A 23,118-nucleotide genomic window follows, 5' to 3' on the forward strand; every position below is an offset into this window, starting at 1 on the left:
TCATCAGGTTATTTTGGGTTTATTGTTAATTGACTAAGCTATGAAATTGTATTTCATAGCTTTTTTTATTTCTATTAGCCGGATTTTGTTTGAATATGGCAACTGTATTCATCGATTTTTTACCACAAATACACCATAAACAATATTTTTTTGCGTTATCCGACATGTCCTGAATTTTATAGGAAATCACAAACTTTAATCAGGTTGCGATATTGCATTAAAATTCTTCTTTTACATTCTAATTGTATTACTTTTACTTTAGTAGAATGATGATGCCAGATTCAAAAAGCCACAATGAAAATTCAAAAAATAATGGTTTGAAGTATCTCAAACCTATAGGAATCGTCATGGCTATTCTTCTGACTCTACAGGTGGTTATTTATTATTCATCTGATTTTTTTTTAAGAAGCTATGTCAAGCAAAAAGTTAGCGAATCCTCAGAAGAGAAATATGAAGTAGACTTTGATAGATTTTACATTTCTCTTTTTCAAAGAGGGATTATTTTTGAGGGTTTCTCGCTCAATCCAGTCGATGAAGTGTTTTCAGATTTGACAGATATTCCATATTACAAAATCTCTATTCCAAAAATATCACTTACAAGATTGAATTATCTTTTTAGAAAAAAAGAACTGCAATTGGGGATGATTCATCTCAAAAGTCCATCGATCGAGTTTAGATTGGAAGATGAATTGGAAGAAATGTATGTTGAGGGCGAAACTTCCGCTCTTCAATTATTGGAAGATGAAATCAAAAAATCTTTTGGTAATATAGGCTTGGAGGAAATTAGGATAAAAAATCTCAAGGTGGACGATGCAGATTTGCTATTCAAAAATTTCATTTCGCAAAGAGCCATAAAAATGGAGAATGCATATATCCATGTTAAAGATATTCAGTTGCTTCAAACAAGAAGTCCAGAAACGCCATTAAATGCAGAAGGCTTTACATTGGATTTGGAGAATTTTGAAATTTTATTGGCGGATAGTGTTCATACTATCAAAGCTCAAGAAGTTCACATTTCATCTCTAGAGCAGTTTATTAAAGCAAAAAAAGTAGACATTAATCCTGATTTAAATAGATTTTCGACAAACTATTTTCAGGTCAGTCTTGAAGATTTGAAATTGACAGATGCAGATATTAATAAAGTTTTTTACACTTCAGAAGTCGAAGTTGGAGAGTTGAAACTATTTAAACCAGAATTTGATTTATATACTCGTGTCAATGAATCAAAATCCGAAAAAGGGATCTTTGATTTGTATGAATTGGTAAAAGGGATACTAAGTGCCATTTCTATCCAAAATCTAAATATTGAAGAGGGAAAGTTTACCCAAAGAGATGTTAATGATCTTAAAAATCATAGAATAAAAGCGGATCAGATAAACTTTGAAATGCAAGAAGTCTATGTAGGTCCAAATGAAATCAAAAAGAAAGATCAATTTTTTTATGCCAAAGACGCGTCATTAGAACTCAAAAAAGTAGAGGTTGCTCTAGGAGATAAAATCCATTTGATCAAAGGAGAATTAGTCACTTTATCTTCTTTTACTGATGATATAATGATCAAAGGAGCAACTATAGCCCCAATAGAAGATCTTCAAATCAACAATGAAGTAACGCTTATTGAAATCAAAGTTCCCCAACTGGGTATTAGTGATGCTAACCTAAGGAAGATATATAATCAGGGAATAATTGACATTAAAGATGTTTTTTTGGATCGTCCTGAGATAGTTTTGAGAGATGTAATGGGAGATCTTGATGGAGAAAGTAAACCATTCGATTTGCAAGGGTTGACTGAAGATTTTTTGAAAGCCATATATATACAAAGGTTTGAAGTAAATCAGGGGTCTTTGGTCATTGACAATAATATTAGAGTAAGGCAGGACAGTCTTTCATTTGGAAACATAAGTTTTGTTTTGGAAAAATTTGCCTTGGACAATTTTATTGATAAAGGTGATCGAAAAGGTTTCTTTCTCGCAGAAGAGCTTCAGATTGAGCTGACTGATTATGCATTGAAATTGGCGGATAACCTACATGTTTTCAAGGCAGATAGATTGTTTTTGGATACCAAAACTTCAAGAGTTCAAATCGATGGTTTTTCCATAAGTCCATTTTCTCCTGATCAAATTCAGACTTCTTTAGATAGGTATGATAAAAACACAATATTGGATATTTATGTGCCTCAATTTTTGGCAACAGGTGTAGATATTTCAGAAGCCATTTTCAACGACAAACTAAAAATCGATCAAATACGTGTCCCTTCGCCCAAAATCAATGTTTATAGCTACAGAACCAAGGATGATGACGGAGAAGACAAAGTAGAAAAAGAAGAGATACTTGATTTGCTTGGAAATTATTTTAGCGAGGTATCAGTTGACTCACTTATTTTGATAAAAGGAAGTCTGAATTATGAAAATTATGTGAGAGATAGGATGCGGACATTTGCAGAGGACAATGTGAGTATTGCTGTCAAAAATTTCCACATCGACAAAAATACAAAACCAGAAGATTTTAGGCTTTTGTATTCTGAAGAAGTGGATTTAAAATTGAATAATTATGTCTTCAGCATTGCTGATGGAAGATACAATATCATTGCAGACCGGATCAATTTCAATACTTCAAGGGAAGAGATTGTCACATCTAATGTAAGATTAACTCCAAGTAAATCATCTGAATTTAAGACTCAAGTTTCTGCTATCATTCCCACCCTCTCATTCACGGGAGTCGATCTAGAAGCATTTCTATTTGACAATAGCTTGAGTCTGAATAAGGTGAAATTCTCTGGATCTTCTGTAAATATCCTGGTCAACCGAGATGTAAATAGCTCTAATGTTTCAGATAATGAAAAAGGTAGAGAAAGGACTTTGCCAAAAACTATCAATATCATCAACATCGATACAGTATCTGCTGAAAACGCGAATTTCAGTCTTTCTTTTCAAGAAGAGGGAAGTAGAAGGGAATTGGTCAATACAGGGATCAACCTCTCAGTATATGATTTTTTATTGGACTCAACCATCTTGGCAAAGGGTGATATTTCAGGCTTCTTTGGTGGTTTGGCTCTTGATGTAGATGAGTTTTGGCTTACACTGTCTGACAGTATTCATCGTGTCACATTTTCTAAAGTTGAATTGGATACAAGGTACGAGGGTGTTTTGTTGAATAATTTGAGGGTGATCCCCAATACTTTGTCTGGAAAACCCGGCTCACCTGTGTTTTCTGGACATATCCCTACTGCTTTGATCAAGACATCTGCATTGGCTGATATACAAATGAAAAAAGATCTTTGGATCAGTGAACTGAGATTGTTTAGGCCAGATATTGAGATTTTCTTGGATGATGTTGATCTAGCGGATCAAGAAAAGGAATTCAAAGAAGAAGTAGAGTCAGTGTTGGAAACTATCAGAATAGATGAATTCGAAATAGTGGATGGGAATTTGGCTTTTTTCAATAAGGATACATCCAAAGACCCAAGGCACTTCAATAACCTGAATATCACTTTGGACAAGATGTATCTAAATCTAAACGATCTAGAGAATTTTGACAAATCAGACATATTAAAGAAGGACTTCGAAGTCAGCATTCCAAACTATAAGATTTACACAAAAGACTGTTTGAACGTAGTAAACATAGGTTTAGCTTCAGTCAAAAACGATTTGATTTCTCTTCAAAATGTCACTATGAAGCCTAGAATTGGCCGCTTTGCTTATGCTAGGGAAATAGGGAAAGAAGCGGATATTGCAGAAATTTTTATTCCTGAAATATTGGTTCATCATCCAAATCTGGAAATGCTGATAGATAATCAAGAGCTGCATTCCGTATTGTTGGAAGTTGAGGATCTAGACGCTGTTATCTATAGAGACAAGAGATTTCCTGCACCAAAAGATGTGTATAAATACATGCCTCAAGAGCTTATGAAGCAAGTAGGTTTTATAGTAAAATTGGACACGCTTGTTTTGAAAAATGGAACAATAAAGTATGTCGAATTCCCTAAGAATGGCTTGGTTCCAGGAAAAATCAGTTTTGAAGAGCTTTATGCCACCATATTTCCCTTCCACTTAGGAAAGGATCCGGAAAACTATCAAGTCGATCAGGGAACGCTACTTGCCTCTGCAAAACTTAATGGAGAAGCACCTCTCAACCTTCAAGGCGAGATGTCGTTTTCTGCACCTTACCCAATGACACTCAATGTGCAAATCGGTGAATTTGACCTACGCTCGATCAATTCTATCCTAATTCCAAACGCCTTTGCTCGGATAAGGGAAGGAACTGTCAAAAGTGGCAATTGGAATTTTACAGCAGATAATAAAGAAGCTATAGGAAGTATGCTCTTTCTTTACAATGACCTCAAGCTTGACCTATTGGATGAAAGGACATTGGAAAAAGGTGTTGGAAGAAAGAAAATCTTAACATTTGTCTTAAATGTTTTTGCTGTTCGAAGTAATAATCCTCGCAAATTCCCTAGAAACACTGTACGAGGGTCAATTTATGAGCCAAGGAATACCGAGAAATTTATATTCAATTATTGGTGGACTACCACAATTTCCGGTTTGAAGGGAAGTGTAGGTCTCGGACAATCAAAACCACCAAAAAAACTTCCTGTTTTGAAGAGGAAAGAAGATGATTGATTGCTCATCCTTCTTGATAATACACTTACTTGGTAGGTATATTCTTATGAGCTAAAAAGAGTCTTTTCATAAAAAAAGGGAAGCATCATAACTTCCCTTTTTTAATTGTATTATTTTTAATATTATTCTGTTGGCGGCACCAATACTTGGTCAATCACATGAATAACACCGTTAGTTGCATGAATATTCACAAGGTTATCATCTAAACTTGCATCATTGATTTGTCTATTACCCAAATCAACTGTTAATGTAGCATCATCCAACATAGTTTCAATTACTGCATCTTGTCTTAAGTCCTGAAAAAATCTTCTTGCATCTACAACATGATATTTCAGAACATCAGCCAAAAAGTCTACTTCAATTTCATCCACTCCATTCACATCCAATGCTTCAAAAAGTGCTTCAAAAGCAGCATCTGTTGGCGCAAATACTGTAAAGTTATCTTCAAATCCACCCATAAATGTTTCAACAAGGTCAGCTCTTACCAAAGCAGCTACCAATTGTGTAAACTCAGGGGAATCAGAAGTAGATAAAGCAGTTGCAATTTCAGCAATGTTTTGCGATGGAGCAGTAATAACATTATCCAATACATGGATTACACCATTAGAAGCACTCACGTCTGTGGCTGTGATTTTAGCATTACCATTAATCCAAAAACTATCATCAGGTGCTTGGCTCACAAAGAAAGGAGAATCAGCAACTGTATTTACTCTTCCTGGATCAACGTCAGCAGATGCTACATTTCCACTTATAACGTGATAAGTCAAAATATCTGCAAGATCAGGGTTTGCAAGCAATTCATCAGCAGACAAATCATTGTCAGAAAGAAAACGACCAAAAGCTTCATCATTCGGCGCAAACACTGTGAAAGGTCCATCGCCTGATAAAGTAGGTACCAATTGAGCAGTTTCAATGGCTGCAGTCAATGTTGAAAACTCTGGATTTGCAGCAGCAACCTCCACAACATTATTCGTTTCGATGATTGGATCTGTATCGTCATCATCATTACAAGCGACAAGTCCGAATCCCAAGGCCAAAGCCGCTATTGGGAATCTAAGATTCCAGTTAAATAAACTTTTCTTTTTCATAATTTTTGTTGGTTTAGTTTTATTAAAAGTACGCTTCATTAACCTACTTAAAGCTTTTAATGTTACATAAAAGAGTATTTAATTTCAAAAACGTATTTAAACAGTTTATAAATGTAATCAAAAGGTATTTTTATATAAACAAATGAATAGCTATAGAATTTGAATTGAGAAGAAATCAAAATTCTAAGAATACAATTTTTATTGATATAGTTATATTTATAGATATAGTTTGGCTAAATTGAAAATTTTATACTATCAGAACCGTTAACAAGTCAATATCTATTAGATTTGAATTTTAATACATTATTATGATCAAAAAATATCGAAATCTATTAATTCTATTTTCATTCGTGCTTTTACTGTCTACTTCTTGCAAAAAGTCGGAAGACGTTTGTGAATTGAACGGAAAGATTTTGAATAGTTTGGAGGATTTACCCATTATCAGACTAGAGGATTACTTCTATACAGCTGAGACAAAAGAGGAATTTCTGTTTCTCTTTGAAAAATATCCAGATTTCACAAAAGATTATCTTCAGTTAGAACTTTACAATAACAAAGAAGAATTGGCTAAAGAACTCTTGTCAATCAATCAGGACACGCTGATGCAGGAGCTTTATAGTGAAGTGAAAAAAAACTATGTAGATGTAAACCAACTGGAAATAGACCTGAATAATGCTTTTGCTTACATCAAGTATTATTTTCCGGATTTTAAAATCCCGAAGGTTTATACATTTTTATCAGGATTCAGCAATGATCTATATATCTCCGACGATATGATTATTGTTGGTTTGGATTATTTTCTACCAAAGGAACATAGATTCCAGCCTGAAGAACTTCCAAGGTATATTGCTGATCGATACGAGCGTGACTACATAGTTCCGATGATCGTAACGGCCATATCATCGAAATACAATAAGGTAGATCAAAATCAAAATTCCCTCTTAGCAGAAATGATCTTTTATGGGAAAGCATACCATTTCACCAAGGCTATTTTACCATGCACACCTGACGACTATATTATAGGCTACACTTCGGAAGAAGTTGCTTCTTGTTTTGCCAATGAGAAATTCATTTGGTCACACTTCATAGAAAATGATCTGCTATTTATCACCAATCCGTTTGAAATCAGGCAATATACTGGTGAGGCTCCTGCTACTGATGTGATCAGTCCAGATGCACCGGGAAGGATCGGAAGATGGCTAGGGTGGAATATTGTGGATGATTACAGAATCAATCAAGATGTTCCTTTAGATGTTTTGATGGAAAATCAGGATGCTGAACTGATCTTTAGGCAGTCAGGATATAAACCTCGTCAGTAAACTCCTGACCAAATTTTTTCTCATCAATCAGTGACAAAAGCCGCTTGACAGCAATTTCTTTGGAAAAATGTTCCACAGCCAATTTCCTTGCATTTTGTTGATATTTATCCAAAAGCCGCTTGTCATCGCAAAGTCTATCTATCATCTCAATAGTCAACTCTAGGTTTTGAGGGTCATGGTAGATTCCAAGATTGTACTTTTTGGTGAGTTCATAGACCCATCCTTTGTGGTTGACAAGAATAGCTTTTCCCGAAGCAAGCGCATCAAAAAACTTATTTGGGCTGTTTGTTTTCAACACAGGCAGGTGGTCAAACGAAATAAATGCCATATCTGAAAGAGATAGCAAGTCAGCTACTTTTTCTTTGTTTCCAAAATCCAGAAATTTCACGTTTTCAAGTTTAAGCTTTGTTTTCTTTTCAAGTAGTTCTGGCAGTTTGGAGCCTTTTCCGAGAACAATAAATTGATAACCTTTATTTTTTACTTGTGAAAGATTAGCAATTTCTAATAATTCCTCGACAGCATTTACCTGACCCAAAGCACCTGTGTAAATGATTGTAAATTGATCTTTTAGCTTATACTTATCCAATAGTTTGGGGCTTTTCTTTTGGGGAAAGAAAAATGAAGTGTCAGAAATGTTCGGTATGATTGTCACTTTGGTTTCAGTTCTCATTCTGACTGTATTGGCAATTCCGGGAGAAAGTGCAATGCATTTCAAAGCATGCCTATAAATACGTCTTTCCAAAGTAAAAAGAAACCGCTTGATCAATGGATTGTTGATTGCACCTACCTGAATAGGAGCATCAGGCCATAGGTCTCGGATTTCAAAAAAGTAAGGAACTGCATATCTCCTTTTTGCCCAAAGCCCAATCAGCCCTGTGGTCAGAGGAGTGGAAGTAATGTACAAGTAATCTGGTCTAGGAAGTTTGGAAACCCATTTTTTGGCTAATTTGACAAATTTCAGAAACGAAACAACCCTCTTGAAGAATCCCCACTCTTGTCTATAATGCACAGGCAGATAATGGACTCTAATCCCATCGATGATTTTCAGGTCATAGTAATCCTTATTGTGACTCGTAATCATATCTACCACAATCCCCGCCTCTACCATTCCCTTTGCCAAATGATAGGATCTTATGGCGCCACCCTCTTCGGGAGTCAAAAAATACTGGTGAATGTAAATGATCCTCATTACTGATTCTTGAGCCATGATGCTAAGATAAAAAGATTCCACACCAATAGAAATTGGTCTTTATAGACTTTCTCTGGAGCTTTTGCAATTTGCTGCATTTTCTGTGGGAAATCAGCAGCCCATTTAGCATTCATTTCCTTGATTGTACCAAATACCCACTTTCTGAAACTCTCGTTTTCTTGCAACCATTCTTTGATAGGAATGCCGAACCCGATCTTTTTCCTTTTGGCAATTCTCCCAAAACCCCGATTTTCCAAAGCTTCTTTGATCATTTTTTTTCCTGAATATAAAAGCGTCTGATCTTCGGAAAAACCCTTTGTCCATTGGATCATCTCAAAATCCAAATATGGAGATCGCCCTTCTATGCCCTGTGTCATGCATACATTGTCGTGGATTTTGAGTACATCATTGACCAAGTAATATTCCCTGTCAAAATTGAGCGCATTCTGAAAAATCCCTGCATCTTTTGGATACCATTGCTGAAATTTGGAATATTCATCATCAGGAATATTCATCAAAGATGCAAAGTTTAGAAAAGTCCTTTCAGGATCAGAATCGATTCCATTTAGGAATTTTTTGTAAGGTTTTGGAAGTGGCAGGTTTTCTGACAGTTTTTTGATTTGGAGGTAGAATTTTGGGTTTTTGAGATATTTGGCAAAAGCCGAATGTCTCGTGTAGCCACCAAACAATTCATCCGCACCAGCACCGGAAATGAGTACTTGAACCTTTTCCTTTGCCTCTTTTGCAATCAGCCAAGTCAGAATCCCAGCACTATCCCCTATCGGCTGATCCATCCCCGCAATATACTCTTGCCAATGTTTCTGAATCTTCTCGGGAGTGACTAGTACTTCAGTGTGGAAGCCTTCAAACTGACTTGTAAGCTTTTTTGCAAAAACAGGATCCTTGTATTTTGCCTGGTATTTTTTCTCAAATGCTGCTGTAAAGGTAGCCACAGGTTGGCCTGTTTCTTCCGTCCACAACCTGTAAAGCAAACTGCTGTCCGCCCCACCACTCAGAATTATTCCCACCGGCCTCTCTGCATGGAAATTTTTGAGAACTGCATCTTTCAGCTTGCTCTCAAATTCCTCTTGCGAAGGGACATCCTGAATTAACTTAGGCTGAGTCCATTCAAATTTGTGTACTGTTTTACCATTAAAATCCAATGTCAAGCCTTTTCCTGGCAAATGCTGCGAGACATCATGGTAAAAACTTCTATCTGGAAATGAATGTCTAGAATAAAAATATGGTAAGAATTGACTTTTATCGATCCTAATTTCATTTCCAAAACCTGCCAAAACACCCCTTGATTCAGAAGAAAAACACCAAGTTTCTTCATTTTGGTAAAAATAAAGAGGCTTCTCTCCAGAAGGGTCTCTCGCAATTGTGATTTGCTGAAGGGAAATATTGACAAAGATAAAGGCAAACATGCCTTTCAATTCTTCAATTTTATCTGAACCATAGTGCTTGAGCCATAGCAGAAGCACCTCTGAATCTGAATTGGTCTTGAAATTATAGCCAAGATCTAAAAGATTGTTTCTTAAATCTTGGTAATTGTAAAGTGCGCCATTCCACACCAAAACACAAGATTTGTCTTCTGACCAAAAGGGTTGATTGGATGCGGCACTCAGATCTAGGATTTTTAATCTGTTGCCTGCGATCCAAACTCCTTCGGTAATTTGACAAAAATCAGAAAAGTCAGGCCCACGGTGCTGCGTAGCCTGCATCATTTTTTGTATGGTAGATTTTCCGTCTTCTTTAGGATTAATGATCAGATTGATACCACACATACCTTAATTTTCTAATTCTTCTGAGGGCTTGGCTTGAAGTTTATTGGTCTTTTCAAAATACCTGCAAAAATGCGTAATCGTACATGCTTCACATTTTGGCTTTCTTGCTAAGCAAACATAGCGTCCATGCAAGATCAACCAATGATGTGCTTTGTGCACATATTTGGAAGGGATGTTTTTGATCAATTGTTTTTCGACTTCCAAGGGTGTTTTTGCATTTTGAGGAACCAATCCCAATCTTTTTGAAACTCTAAAAACATGCGTGTCAACGGCCATATTTGGTTGGTTCCAAACCACAGAGGTGATTACATTCGCAGTTTTCCGTCCGACACCTGGAAGCCTTATAAGTTCCTCTACAGTAGAAGGAACTTCGCTGTTAAAGTCTTCCACAAGCATTTTTCCCAATCCAATAAGGTGCTTAGTCTTGTTGTTGGGATAGGAAATACTTCGGATATAGGGAAAAAGCTCATCAAAATGTGTAGAAGCCAAATGCTCAGGAGTTGGGAAATGCTGAAACAAGGTTTGGGTGACAATATTTACCCTTTTGTCAGTACACTGTGCACTCAAAACTACCGCTACAAGCAACTGAAACGGATTTTCATAGCTTAACTCAGTCTCAGCAACTGGCATGTTTTCTTCAAAATGATCAATGAAGGTCTTATATCTTTCTTTTTTTAGCATTCTTTTTCTTTTTGATTTCTAAAAATAGCAAGCTTCTAATTGATTTACCATTCAGAATTTGTTTAATTACAACAAGTAAATAGAATGATCGTTCTAAATATGGTTCTATTTATTATGTTTATCCGCTTCAACACCAAAATACACTTAAAATGATATGAGTATCCGCAATGGTGCACATTGGTTCAGAAGAGGTTTTATGTGTTGCGGATTATCGTCACCTGACAACTGTCATCAGAACCTCAAATCATTTATCAAACATTCTATTTATTGGCTACGTGCAATAAAGCGGATTCACTTATAAAATAATTATTCACCACCTTTACCTTTTGTCGATTTCTGCAAAATTCCAAGTGTCAATTCAAAATCTTGAGTTCTAGCGTAGACTCGTATTTTACAAATCCGTAAGTATTCTTTCTTAACATAAACCAAACAAAATGATTTAATTTCAAACAACTGATACACTGATAACTATTAAACAAATAACCAATTATCTGCATGAACCCAAGTTTCAAGCCCTCCGATTTGTGGCCATGTAGATAATTATAAATCAAGTCCATGCAAAATAAAATCACCCTCCATTTAATTCTGGTTTCAATATTATTGACCTTCGCTTGCTCTGAATCAGAAGAACCAAGTTTGAATTTGGATGCAAGTGTGGCTGTAGAAATCAAAGATGACCCTTATGGCAATCACCCTAGGCAAGTGCTAGATGTATATCTTCCCGCAAACCGATCAAAAGAAAAGACAAAGTTATTTGTTTGGATTCATGGCGGTGCCTGGACTGATGGAGACAAATCTGAGTTTGCTCAAATAAAACCATTGCTTGAGTCATTGTTTGAGGATTATGCATTTGTATCAGTGAATTATAGATTGTTCAATATCACAACCACTAGCAATAGATTTCCCAATCAAGAAGAGGACATCCAAAGTATGCTTAATTATGTAAAATCCCGATTGAATGCTTGGGATTTGAGTGATGATGTGGTTTTGGCGGGAGGCAGTGCAGGAGGGCACTTGGCATTATTGCATAGCTATAAAAATAATGGAGACGGATTGGTCAAAGCAACTGTAGCATTTTTTCCTCCTACTGATTTCAAAGCATTTCATGGTTTCAACTTTCTGACCACAGCATTGATAGAAGCACTAATTGGAGGAAGCCCAAGTAACAAGCCAAGTGGATATGCCAATGCAAGTCCAGTGAATTATATAAATTCATCTTCTGTTCCTACTGCATTTTTTCATGGTACAGCAGATAATGTTGTACCAATTACTCAAAGTTATATCCTAGAGGAAAAACTTAAGAAGAATAATGTACCGTATTTGAGGGAATATGTTCAGGGAGCAGGCCATAGTTTTTCACAGTCAGTAACAATAGACTTGGTTGGAAAAACAGCTGCATTTCTTAAAGTACATGTGCCTTAAATAAAAAAAGCCTGAAGAGGTCATCATCAGGCTTACCGTTTTATTTAAAAGGATCAAACTCTTTCGAGTCCCGTAGATTTGGCTTTCTTAAGAATGGCTTTTACTACTTTTTCGGAAGGGTGAAGAATGATTTGATCTAACTTCTCAATCGCGCTCAGCATTTGCAAATATTCTTCCATCATAGACTCGTCTTGATGTAAGGCCTGCACTAGAAGTTCATTCTCTCCCTCACTCATTTCTTGATAGATATATCTTACCAAGTCATTTGGGGTAAATTGTTTTGTCATAGGCTATGTTCAATTGTTTCATTTTTTTTCGCATATTAATCAGTGCATAGCGCATTCTCCCTAGTGCGGTATTGATACTCACACCTGTTTGTTCGGCTATTTCCTGAAAACTCAAATCCATATAATGCCTCATGATAAGAACCTGTTTCTGTGTTTCAGGCAATTCATCTATCAACTTGCGAACGAGCTCTATCGTATCTTCTTTGATTCGAAGATCTTCAACAGTCTCTTCAGCAAATTTTAAGGTATTAAATAGATTTCCGCCATCCTCCATCACTATGGTTGGATAGCGCTTACTTTTTCTAAAATAATCAATTGCCAGATTGTGCGCGATTCGCATCAACCAAGGCTGAAATTTACCTTCTTCGTTGTATTTGTCTGAATTGAGTGTTTGCACTACTTTGACAAATACATCTTGCAATAAATCCTCTGCGACACCCTGATCCTTAACGATCAAATAGATGGTGGTATATACTCTAGACTTATATTTTTCCACCAACATTTCAAATGCAGCCTCACTTCCACCTCTATATTGTGTTATTAGTTCGCTGTCTTTAGGACTGATCCTTTTGCTCATGTTTATTGACTTTTAAATAACGTAGAGGTTTATGCCATATTATATATTAAAGATTGAAACAATATTTACGTAGGTGATCAAATGTATAGATTCAAAAACAGACTTGCAATAGCAAAATGATTTTTTTTGGATTGAAGAAGTCAGTAACAGTGCATTAAACACCACAAAATGGCTGATCTCCCTTTATTTCATGGAATAATATTTGGCAATAAGGTATATGTATTTCAATTCCACTATCGATATTGGATACGTATTTTTACTCAACAATAATATCGTACTCTCAAATCAAAAAAATATAACCATTCAAAAAATGGATCTTTAGATGAAGTTCAAAATGGTGTTTCTAAACTGATTTTATTACCTTCGTTTTTCAGAGAAAAACAATAAAACTGATATATATGGAAATCAACGGGAAAATTGTTCAGATAATGGCTGAGCAAAGTGGAAATGGTAGAAATGGCGTATGGAAAAAGAAGGATTACATTCTGGAAACGGAAGGAAATTATCCAAAAAAAGTAGCTCTAACTGTTTGGGGTGATAAAATTGATCAATTTAATTTACAAGAAGGAGATCAAGTAAACGCTGGGATCGAGATAGAAAGTCGTGAGTATAATGGCAAATGGTACACTGACGTGAAAGTTTGGAAAGTAGACAAGCAAGGTGGTGCTGCCCCAAGTCAGCAGCCACAAAGCGCTACTGCAATGCCTGATGTGACTTCATTTTCCAGTGATGAAGGTGATGTGTTACCTTTTTAAGTAATATTTTGGGTTTGGAAGTTTATGCTAATAGATTTCCAAACCCTTTTTTAAACTTCACCATTTTTACAAAACTTTAAATTCTTTAAACATGTGGGATGATTTTGACAATGATGATTTTGATGAAGACGACGAGGCTGAATTTCAAAGGGAACGGGATGAAAAGAAAAAACATCCCCTCGCGGTCAAAAGCAGGGATATTCTTGAATTGACTTTTGCACTTGTTGGATCTTTGGACGAGGCAAGAAAGGAACTTTACGGGTCATTGATGATAGAAAGCGCTTCGATCCTTGGAGCCAAATTCTCAGGTGCGCATGCTGTCGACAGCTATGTGATCAAAATGGAAAATGCTGTAATCATGAAAGTACATGCACGATCATTGGGGAGCTTGACATATCAATTGGCTATGGAGGAAACCCATGCAGAGGAGCATTTGCAATTACTCAGAGATGCCTTGGATGAGTTTAAGGCTCTGTTTAAGGAATGGGTAAAAACTTTCGAAAGCGCAGAGAGATATGATGACGGATGGGGATTGTTTTGCGATTGATTACTGTACGCTTTCACCAAATTTGAAACCCATATAAAGTCCTCCAACTATCATCAACAAAGAAATTCCACCGAGTAAAAGCAGTACTCCCAGCGGCATTTCCCAATCTTCCTTGCCTATTTTGAACTTTATAATTCTATTGAGATCCATGATCTGATGTTTATTTTGTGATTTTTTTCAAAATACGCTGATACTTTATATAGTTAATTTGAGATCAGTTAATTAGTTATCAGTCAGTCAAAAACCATAAAAATTCCCAATCATTCAAATCCTATTCAACTGATAACCCATTCAACCAATCCCTAATAACTTAATCTACAAATCACGCAATAACCTATTAACTGACTTCAAGATTAGAGTTTAGGGGTTTAGAAGTTTAGAAACTAAGTCAACCGATAACCCAATCACCCAAACTCTTATCACTTACTCTATCAATCACTCAGTAACTAAATATCTGACTAAAGGATTAGAGTTTAGGGGTTTAGAAGCTTAGTGATCGATTCCACCGATAACCCAATCCACCAATCCCCATTACCCAATAACTATCTCTCGATTAATGGTTAGGGTTTAGAAGTTGAGAAACTAATTCAACTGATAACCCAATCCCTAATAACCCAATCCACCAGTAACTAATAACAAATCAATCCCCCAGACTTTCTTTCCAGCCTTTCAATTCAATCTCTCTGGCTGAATCTTCAACTTTTTGCTTTAGCTCTTTTTTGAAGTTATCCATATTTTCGGCGATTTTTGGATCAAATGCTGCAATGATGGAAGCTGCAAGAATGCCTGCATTTTTGGCTCCATTGAGGGCAACTGTAGCAACAGGAATTCCTCCTGGCATTTGCAGGATAGATAACACACTGTCCCATCCATCTATCGAATTTGAGGAAAGGATAGGCACGCCAATGACAGGCAGGGAAGTTAATGAAGCGACCATGCCTGGCAAATGTGCAGCACCACCAGCTCCAGCAATGATTACTTTGATTCCTCTTTGCCTTGCCGACTCTGCATAATCTACCATTCTGTGGGGAGTTCTATGCGCGGAGACTACAGTCAATTCATACGAAACTCCTAATTCTTCCAATGCTTTTGCTGCTTCCGACATGATTGGGAGGTCAGATTTGCTTCCCATGATGATCCCTACTTGCTTACTCATATTTTTTATGCTTTTATTTTTATCAATTCCTTGATTTGCAATGCCCGTGATTTCAACAGATCCAAATTTTCATCTAAGATTGTCACATGGCCCATTTTTCTAAATGGTTTTGTGATTTTTTTGCCATATAAATGAACATACACACCCTTTGCTGCCATTGCCTCGTCCAAGCCTTCTACGAGAGCCTCTCCAGTATATCCCTCCTCACCCAATAAATTTACCATTGCAGCAGGGATTCTCAGGTCTGGATTTCCCAAAGGCATGTCCATTACAGCTCGGAGATGTTGTTCAAATTGGGAAGTAAAATTTGCTTCTATCGTATGATGCCCGCTGTTATGCGGTCTTGGTGCGATCTCGTTGACCAAAATTTCTCCATCTTTTGTAACAAAAAGCTCTACTGCCAATATTCCAATCAAGCCCAAAGACTCGATGACTTCGATAGCTATCTTTTTTGCCTTCTCTTCTATCTCTTGACTCACATTCGCTGGCGCAAAAAGAAATTCAACCAAATTAGCAGTTGGGTGAAAAGCGCACTCTACGGAAGGATAAGCTATCAAGTCGCCTCTTTTGTTTCGAGCTACAATCACCGCAAGCTCCTTATCAAAATCAATCAATTTCTCAAGCAAGCTAGGTGCTTCAAAAGCTTTGTCCAAGTCTGATGCATCTCTCAAAATTTGAACTCCCCTGCCGTCATATCCATCTTTTCCAAGTTTATTCACAGCAGGAAGAAAATCCGCATTTTCCAAGACTTCTTTCTTATCTGCAGTAAGAATAAAATCAGCTGTAGGGATTTGCTTGTCTTTATAGAACTGCTTCTGAGCTCTCTTATCTTGGATCAGTTTGATCAAATGTGGTTGTGGATAGACTTCTTTTCCCTCATCGACCAGTTTCTGCAATGCATAGGTATTTACACTTTCGATTTCGATCGTAATCACATCGCAGTTTTTGCCAAAAGCATAAACTGTCTCAAAATCAGTCAATGAACCTTGTGTAAATTGATGCGCGATAGCTTTGCAAGGAGCATTTCCATCTGGATCCAAAATGTGGATATCGATATTATAATTGATAGCCGATTGGATTACCATTCTTCCCAATTGGCCTCCACCTAGAATTCCTAAAACCTTTTGTTGATAATTCTTTTGCACTGAGCTGCTTTTTGTTTGCCCAAAAATAAGGAAAAAAGAATTGAGAAAGTACTTTTGGTGGGATTGTTGGCTTTTTTGCAAATCTTATTCGATTTGATGTTTCTAAACTATTTATCATTGGGAAAGCTTTTCATTTTTATTATCTTGAGCTAGACAAAGCAAAGCATATTACCCATAGATTTTATCAATCGAAATTAATATTTCATCACAATATATTTGTCTAAATTAGTAAATCCAAAAGAACAACAAACCAAAAGAACAATATGGAACACATCAATGAAGGCAACACTGCATACAATGTAAATGGTGGCGGAAAATGCCCTGTTATGCACGGCTCAAACACCAAATTGGGAAATAGAGGAACCACTAATAAAGACTGGTGGCCAAATCAACTAAACCTTGGAATTTTGCATCAGCATTCACCAAAATCAAACCCACTTGGGGAGGATTTCAATTATGCCGAGGAATTTAAAAAGCTCGATTTACCACAGGTAAAAAAAGACATTGAAGAAGTATTGACAACATCTCAAGATTGGTGGCCGGCAGATTATGGTCATTATGGCCCATTTATGATAAGGATGGCTTGGCATGCTGCAGGTACCTATAGAACAGGTGATGGCCGTGGAGGTGCTGGATCTGGTGATCAGAGATTTGCACCATTGAATAGCTGGCCGGATAATGGTAATTTGGACAAGGCCAGGAGACTTTTATGGCCGATCAAGCAGAAATATGGGAATAAAATTTCTTGGGCAGATTTATTTATTCTAACAGGAAATGTCGCTATAGAGTCGATGGGACTGAAAAGTTTTGGATTTGGTGGAGGTAGAGAAGATATATTCCAACCTGAAGAGGATATTTATTGGGGTGCTGAAGACGAATGGTTGGCGCCAAGCGGTAAGAAAAACAGTCGATATTCAGGTGAAAGAAATCTTGAAAATCCTCTAGCAGCAGTCCAAATGGGACTTATATATGTAAACCCTGAAGGTCCAGACGGAAATCCTGATCCATTAGCTTCGGCTAGGGATATCAGGGAGACATTCAAAAGGATGGCAATGAATGATTATGAAACTGTAGCCTTGACAGCAGGTGGACATACTTTCGGAAAGACACACGGTGCTGGAGATGCAGGTCTTGTAGGGCCTGAGCCCGAAGCTGCCGAAATCGAAGAAATGGGTTTTGGTTGGAAAAGTAGTTTCAAGAGTGGAAAAGGAAGAGATACCATTACCAGTGGATTGGAAGGTGCTTGGACACCAACACCAACTACCTGGGATATGAGCTATTTCGATGTGCTGTTTGGTTATGATTGGGAATTGACAAAGAGTCCTGCAGGCGCACATCAGTGGGCGGCAAAAAATCTTGCTGAAAAAGACCATGCTCCAGATGCAGAAGATGGATCAATTAAGGTAGGAATAATGATGTCCACGGCTGATATGGCTATGAAAATGGATCCTGAATACAGGAAAATTTCAGAACATTTTCACAAAAATCCAGAAGAATTTGCTGATGCTTTCAAACGTGCGTGGTTCAAATTGACCCACCGTGATATGGGTCCAAAGTCCCGCTATTTAGGTTCTGAAGTTCCGGCAGAAGACTTGATTTGGCAAGATCCAATACCTGCAGTAGATCATGAATTGGTGAATGGTGAAGATGTAGCCAACCTGAAAGCTAAAATACTTTCCTCAGGACTTTCTGTTTCTGAATTAGTTTACACAGCTTGGTCGTCTGCATCTACTTATCGACGTTCGGACAAAAAAGGTGGGGCAAATGGTGCTCGGATCAGATTGTCTCCTCAGAAAGATTGGGAAGTAAACCAACCTGAGCAACTTTCTAAAGTTTTGGGAATTCTAGAGGGTATTCAAAAAGATTTCAATAGCATCCAATCTGGAAACAAAAAAGTTTCATTAGCTGATTTGATTGTACTTGGAGGATGTGCAGCTGTAGAAAAAGCGGCCAAAGATGGTGGGTTTGATGTCGCGGTACCTTTTGCACCAGGCAGAATGGATGCCAGTGCAGAGCAAACTGATGAAGAGTCATTTGATTGGCTGAAGCCAGAAGCAGATGGATTCCGCAACTACCGTCGTACAGCTTTCACAGTATCTGATGAAGAAATGCTTGTGGACAAAGCGCAATTACTAGAGCTTAGTGCTCCTGAAATGACCGTATTGGTTGGTGGGATGCGTGTTTTGGGTGCGAACTACAAAAATTCCAAACATGGAGTATTCACTGATCGTCCAGGTACTTTGAGTAATGATTTCTTTGTAAACTTGGTAGATATCGGCGTGGCTTGGGCTCCATCAAGAAAAGAAGCAGATGTATTCGAAGCACATGACCGCAAGACGGGAGAAGTCAGAAGAACAGGCACAAGGGTTGATTTGATCTTTGGTTCTAATTCACAGCTTCGCGCGATTGCAGAAGTTTATGCTCAAGATGATGCAAAAGAGAAATTTGTGAGAGACTTTATCAAAACTTGGGACAAAGTGATGAATCTAGATAGATTTGATTTGGCTTAAGTTTTTGAATATAAAATTGAAAAGGTGGTCTGACATTCAGATCACCTTTTTTTGGTTAAATAAAGAAATAAAAAAAAGCTCCTGGTGGAGCTATTTATATTCTAAGTCTGAATGTACCTCTACACTGCTCTCCCACCGATTAATCTAAGTAAAATGGAAATTACGGCAAGAACCAATAGTATGTGAATCAAACCACCAATACTATATACAAAGAATCCTAAGACCCATCCGATAATTAAGATAATTGCGATCAAATACAATAAAGAGTTCATAATATGTTGGTTAAAGTAAATAATAGATTTACTCATAATAAACAAGTACTATGCCAACACAAAAATCTTACTGGAACCTAATCCCCATAAGTTCCATCAATTTATGGGCATTAAAGCTCGGACAAGGCCCTTTTTTTATCGTGTAATCAAAATGGATTTCCTTGTCAGTGATCTCACTGTGAAAGCTTTTATTCACTAGATAATCTAGTTTAGCTTCCAACTCGCTCAACTCTATATCGTGGGTTGAAATTATGCCTTTTCCCCCAGCAGCATAAAGTTGGTGGATCAGCGCCTCACTTCCCATAATTCTATCAGCAGTATTTGTTCCTTTGAGGATTTCATCCAAAAGAAAGAAGACCTTTGTACCTGATTCTGCAGTGTCCAAGAGTAGCTTAATCCTAGCCAATTCTGCATAAAATGAACTGACACTTTCTCCCAAGTTATCCGAATTTCGCATACTTGTAAAGAGTTGGAAATTACCCATCTCGAATCTTTTCGCAAATGGTCTAAGGCCCAAATTTGCAAGAACCATATTGATTCCCAATGTTCTCATAAAGGTGGTTTTTCCTGACATGTTTGCGCCAGTAAGTAAGACTACCTGATTGTGATCGTCCATGCTGAAATCATTTCCAATGGCTTTTTCTGGATGTAACAATGGATGGGTAATTTTTTCTACATTTATGATTTCTTTGTTGAGCCATTCTACTTCACAATCCGAGCGTTCTTCTTTTGCAAAAGATCCCAATGAAACCAACACTTGCAACTCGTCAAAATTACTCTCCCATTTTTGAAGGAATTTCCCATTTTTATTTTTCCATATAACCAACCTCCACCATAAAAAAAGATCAGTCCAAAAGAGAAAGTTAAAGACCAAATAGACCATGTTGAGTCTGCTTTGGATCATAAATGTTTTTTGTTCAAGTGACTCCAAAACTTTTGGCGCTTCTATTTCTTCATTTTTAAAATCACTTTGTAGCGTTTTTAACCTTTCGTCAGCAAAGTTCTCTTTGACAAGTAGTGCAGACCAAAATGAAAAAGTTTTGATGTCTCCTTGATTTGGCATGATTGAACTAGCTTCTTGGAGTGGTTTGAATACTGTAGCCAAAAAAGCACCTCCCAATAAGATCCAAAGCCCTATCCATCCAAAAGCCAAACCAAAATACAGCGTGCCAATCAACAGGGCCAAACCGCCGACAGGACCAAGAACCATTGGGATAAATAGCCAAGATTTGAATGAAATCGATGATTCCAGCCATTTGTAAAACTCATATTTGGATTTTTCCTTTTTGATAAATGCGCGCCCAAGGGCTTCAAAGCTTTGAAGAAATTCACCTTTTGTGGAGAGTTCATTGATACTTGTACTTCGCTCTTTGGCGCTGCTCGGATCAAATTGACTTTTCATCCAATTGACCAATTTTTCCTTACCTCCTTTATTCACAGTATGGTTGAGCATTTGGAAAAGGGAATGCTCCCCAAAAAGATCCAAGTCATTTGCAAAAGGATGGCTTTTTTCTTGGAATTCAACTCCGGGATTAAAAGTGCTCAGTTTTCTTTCTTTTCTCAGTTCAACATCCCCGCGCATGCTGATCAATTCTTTCAAAAACGCTTCCTTATCTTTTTGCTTGTTGAATTGCAGGATAAAATAGACAAAAAGACCAATCAATATTGGCAATAAAAGTAAAAGTAACCTTACCTCACTGATGCCTACGATAGCGACGACAAAAATCCCAAAGAATAAAATGAGTCTGATAATGGAGAGTCCTGCTGCTTTTTTCTTCGTATTGCTGAGTGTGTTTTCTAGCTTGCTAAAATCTATCTGATCAATCATCCTGCAAAATTAGTCTTTTATATGAATGAAATGGGAACTAATGAATTTTGTCTTTACAAATACTCAATTTAATGTCCGAAGCATTGGATAAATTTTTCAGTTTTAAAATATTCCAATCTTCCAATCCCCAATTTATCCTTACCTTTGTCCTCCATATAACCAACCCATCAATTCCCCATGAACGAAAGGTATATGCAACGTGGCGTTTCAGCCTCCAAAGAAGATGTCCACCAAGCAATTTCAAAGTTGGACAAAGGTCTTTTTCCAAAAGCATTTTGCAAGATAGTAGAAGATACACTGGGCAATGACCCTGATTATTGCAACATTATGCATGCTGATGGGGCAGGGACAAAGTCTGCCTTGGCTTATATGTATTGGAAGGAAACTGGGGATTTGAGTGTATGGAAAGGAATTGCCCAAGATGCCATCATCATGAACACCGATGATTTACTTTGTGTAGGTGCGATCAATAATATCTTGGTATCATCGACAATTGGTAGAAACAAGAACCTCGTTCCTGGAGAAGTGATCTCTGCAATCATCAATGGAACCGAAGAAGTTCTCCAAATGCTCAGGGACAATGGTGTAAATGTTGTTTTGACTGGTGGAGAGACAGCTGATGTTGGAGATTTGGTAAGGACGATTATTGTGGATAGTACCGTCACTTGCAGAATGCGACGTGACGAAGTGATCTCAAATGATCAAATCAAAGCAGGGGATGTTGTGGTTGGCCTTTCATCTTATGGACAGGCAAGCTATGAGGATTTTTATAATGGTGGAATGGGCAGCAATGGCTTAACTTCTGCCCGACATGACGTTTTTTCAAAAGTATTAAAGACTAAATTTCCAGAAAGTTTTGATCCAGCAGTACCTGAAAGCTTGGTTTATTCGGGAAAATATAATTTAACTGATGCCGCTCCAGGCACCTCTGTGGATATTGGAAAGTTGGTCCTTTCACCGACAAGAACTTATGCTCCAATCATGGTAGATGTGTTGAAATATCTCAGACCTCAGATACATGGAATCGTACACTGTAGCGGTGGTGCACAGACCAAAGTATTGCATTTTGTGGACAATGTACACGTGATCAAAGACAATCTTTTCGAAACACCACCATTATTCAAGATTATCCAAGAAGAAAGTGGTACAGATTGGAAAGAGATGTACAAAGTTTTCAACATGGGTCATAGAATGGAAATCTACCTCGAAGAAAGATATGCCGAAGAGATTATAGATATCGCTGAAGGCTTTGGCGTAGAAGCAAAAATCATCGGAAGAGTAGTACCACATGAAGGAAAGAAAGTTACTGTTCAGGGTGCTCATGGGACTTTTGAATATTAATGTTTTTTTGGTAGTAAGAATTATGGAAGTCTAAAATTTGATTAAGTTTATCTTTCAAATAAACAGGGTGAAAAGCTTCCTAATTGGGAAATTATTTTTAATTTTAAATAAGTATTTCAATGAAATCAAATTTTGAAATAGATTTCTTGCCTGATGCTGTTGATTTTCTTGAGGAATTGGACGAAAAAACTCGAGAAAAAATTTATTATAACCTCAAAAAATCGCAATTCGTAAATGATCATGAATTGTTTAAAAAGCTATCAGATTTGATATGGGAGTTTAGGACGTTATATAAAGGAAAAGCATATCGGCTATTTGCATTTTGGGATAAATCGGATGGCAGAAATAAGTTGTTGAACTAAACCTCCTTCGTCGGTAGTATTTACATTATCTTCAAGTGGTTGATTTTTTGGTATTTATCGTAAATTTACACCATGTTAAATCATTAATTTATATCATCATGGAAAAAAAAGTTTGCGTCAAAGGATGTATGAAGAGATGTCTTATCGGCATTACTCTCCAAGAAGTATCAAGACATATCTAAGTCTTGTAAGTGTTGTTTCAGGTCACTTCGGAAAGAGTCCCGATTTGATCAGTA

Annotated in this window: 19 protein-coding genes; 8 read left to right on the forward strand and 11 right to left on the reverse strand. The window is 37.1% G+C overall.

Going from position 1 to position 23,118, the window contains the following annotated elements; translation table 11 throughout:
* Nucleotides 1–266 precede the first annotated feature (266 nt).
* On the forward strand, nucleotides 267–4,616 hold the full coding sequence (locus MM213_RS18450) for a DUF748 domain-containing protein (RefSeq protein ID WP_241414370.1): 4,350 nt from the start codon (nucleotides 267–269) through the stop codon (nucleotides 4,614–4,616).
* Nucleotides 4,617–4,738: 122 nt separating this feature from the next.
* On the opposite strand, the gene MM213_RS18455 is transcribed toward MM213_RS18450, so the two are convergent.
* Entirely contained in the window at nucleotides 4,739–5,704 is a 966-nt protein-coding gene (locus tag MM213_RS18455) for a fasciclin domain-containing protein (RefSeq protein ID WP_241414371.1), read from the reverse strand.
* A gap of 308 nt (nucleotides 5,705–6,012) precedes the next feature.
* On the opposite strand from MM213_RS18455, the gene gldB reads away from it, so the two are divergent.
* Entirely contained in the window at nucleotides 6,013–7,023 is a 1,011-nt protein-coding gene (gene gldB, locus MM213_RS18460; protein ID WP_241414372.1) for a gliding motility lipoprotein GldB, read from the forward strand.
* Here gldB and MM213_RS18465 read toward each other — a convergent pair.
* From MM213_RS18465 to nth, 3 genes are read right to left on the reverse strand one after another with little or no spacing between them, the layout of a single operon-like run.
* Nucleotides 6,992–8,230, reverse strand: a complete 1,239-nt coding sequence (locus tag MM213_RS18465; RefSeq protein ID WP_241414373.1) for a glycosyltransferase family 4 protein — start codon at nucleotides 8,228–8,230, stop codon at nucleotides 6,992–6,994. The two genes, gldB and MM213_RS18465, sit on opposite strands and share 32 nt — an antisense overlap.
* The gene (gene asnB, locus MM213_RS18470; RefSeq protein WP_241414374.1) at nucleotides 8,212–9,999 is read right to left on the reverse strand and encodes an asparagine synthase (glutamine-hydrolyzing); all 1,788 of its coding nucleotides are present in this window, start codon (nucleotides 9,997–9,999) and stop codon (nucleotides 8,212–8,214) included. The genes MM213_RS18465 and asnB overlap by 19 nt, the downstream gene beginning before the upstream one ends.
* Before the next feature lie 3 nt (nucleotides 10,000–10,002).
* On the reverse strand, nucleotides 10,003–10,680 hold the full coding sequence (gene nth, locus MM213_RS18475) for an endonuclease III (protein WP_241414375.1): 678 nt from the start codon (nucleotides 10,678–10,680) through the stop codon (nucleotides 10,003–10,005).
* 555 nt (nucleotides 10,681–11,235) lie between these two features.
* Between nth and MM213_RS18480 the strand changes: the two genes are divergently transcribed.
* Nucleotides 11,236–12,102 carry an alpha/beta hydrolase gene (locus MM213_RS18480; RefSeq protein ID WP_241414376.1) on the forward strand — a complete coding sequence of 289 codons (867 nt, stop codon included), beginning with the start codon at nucleotides 11,236–11,238 and terminating at the stop codon, nucleotides 12,100–12,102.
* A 53-nt stretch (nucleotides 12,103–12,155) separates the two neighbouring features.
* Here MM213_RS18480 and MM213_RS18485 read toward each other — a convergent pair whose 3' ends face one another.
* Nucleotides 12,156–12,389: a hypothetical protein gene (locus MM213_RS18485; protein WP_241414377.1), complete on the reverse strand. Its 234-nt coding sequence runs from the start codon at nucleotides 12,387–12,389 to the stop codon at nucleotides 12,156–12,158.
* A complete protein-coding gene (locus tag MM213_RS18490) occupies nucleotides 12,364–12,966 on the reverse strand; it encodes an RNA polymerase sigma factor (protein WP_241274202.1) in 603 nt (200 codons plus the stop codon). Before MM213_RS18490 ends, MM213_RS18485 begins: the two co-directional genes overlap by 26 nt.
* Nucleotides 12,967–13,364: 398 nt before the next feature.
* Here MM213_RS18490 and MM213_RS18495 point away from each other — a divergent pair, with 398 nt between their 5' ends.
* On the forward strand, nucleotides 13,365–13,721 hold the full coding sequence (locus tag MM213_RS18495) for a DUF3127 domain-containing protein (protein ID WP_241414378.1): 357 nt from the start codon (nucleotides 13,365–13,367) through the stop codon (nucleotides 13,719–13,721).
* Between the two features lie 91 nt (nucleotides 13,722–13,812).
* Nucleotides 13,813–14,268, forward strand: a complete 456-nt coding sequence (locus MM213_RS18500) for a hypothetical protein (protein WP_241414379.1) — start codon at nucleotides 13,813–13,815, stop codon at nucleotides 14,266–14,268.
* Here the strand turns inward: MM213_RS18500 and MM213_RS18505 are convergent, their stop codons facing one another.
* From MM213_RS18505 to MM213_RS18515, 3 genes are all read right to left on the reverse strand, one after another.
* On the reverse strand, nucleotides 14,269–14,418 hold the full coding sequence (locus tag MM213_RS18505; protein WP_241414380.1) for a hypothetical protein: 150 nt from the start codon (nucleotides 14,416–14,418) through the stop codon (nucleotides 14,269–14,271).
* A gap of 490 nt (nucleotides 14,419–14,908) precedes the next feature.
* A complete protein-coding gene (purE, locus tag MM213_RS18510; RefSeq protein ID WP_241414381.1) occupies nucleotides 14,909–15,424 on the reverse strand; it encodes a 5-(carboxyamino)imidazole ribonucleotide mutase in 516 nt (171 codons plus the stop codon).
* 5 nt (nucleotides 15,425–15,429) lie between these two features.
* Nucleotides 15,430–16,569 carry a 5-(carboxyamino)imidazole ribonucleotide synthase gene (locus tag MM213_RS18515; protein WP_241414382.1) on the reverse strand — a complete coding sequence of 380 codons (1,140 nt, stop codon included), beginning with the start codon at nucleotides 16,567–16,569 and terminating at the stop codon, nucleotides 15,430–15,432.
* 263 nt (nucleotides 16,570–16,832) lie between these two features.
* Between MM213_RS18515 and katG the strand changes: the two genes are divergently transcribed.
* Nucleotides 16,833–19,079, forward strand: a complete 2,247-nt coding sequence (gene katG / locus MM213_RS18520; RefSeq protein ID WP_241414383.1) for a catalase/peroxidase HPI — start codon at nucleotides 16,833–16,835, stop codon at nucleotides 19,077–19,079.
* A 119-nt stretch (nucleotides 19,080–19,198) separates the two neighbouring features.
* Here the strand turns inward: katG and MM213_RS18525 are convergent, their stop codons facing one another.
* Together MM213_RS18525 and MM213_RS18530 are read right to left on the reverse strand one after the other, a co-directional pair.
* Nucleotides 19,199–19,351: a lmo0937 family membrane protein gene (locus MM213_RS18525; RefSeq protein ID WP_241414384.1), complete on the reverse strand. Its 153-nt coding sequence runs from the start codon at nucleotides 19,349–19,351 to the stop codon at nucleotides 19,199–19,201.
* Between the two features lie 67 nt (nucleotides 19,352–19,418).
* Complete coding sequence (locus tag MM213_RS18530) at nucleotides 19,419–21,179, reverse strand: MutS-related protein (RefSeq protein WP_241414385.1); 1,761 nt, start codon at nucleotides 21,177–21,179, stop codon at nucleotides 19,419–19,421.
* 177 nt (nucleotides 21,180–21,356) lie between these two features.
* Here MM213_RS18530 and MM213_RS18535 point away from each other — a divergent pair, with 177 nt between their 5' ends.
* Together MM213_RS18535 and MM213_RS18540 are read left to right on the forward strand one after the other, a co-directional pair.
* Complete coding sequence (locus MM213_RS18535; RefSeq protein WP_241414386.1) at nucleotides 21,357–22,520, forward strand: AIR synthase related protein; 1,164 nt, start codon at nucleotides 21,357–21,359, stop codon at nucleotides 22,518–22,520.
* 119 nt (nucleotides 22,521–22,639) lie between these two features.
* The gene (locus MM213_RS18540; RefSeq protein WP_241414387.1) at nucleotides 22,640–22,882 is read left to right on the forward strand and encodes a type II toxin-antitoxin system RelE/ParE family toxin; all 243 of its coding nucleotides are present in this window, start codon (nucleotides 22,640–22,642) and stop codon (nucleotides 22,880–22,882) included.
* Nucleotides 22,883–23,118: the final 236 nt, after the last annotated feature.

The sequence above is a fragment of the Belliella alkalica genome, assembly GCF_022549785.1.
Taxonomy (GTDB): Bacteria; Bacteroidota; Bacteroidia; order Cytophagales; family Cyclobacteriaceae; genus Belliella; species Belliella alkalica.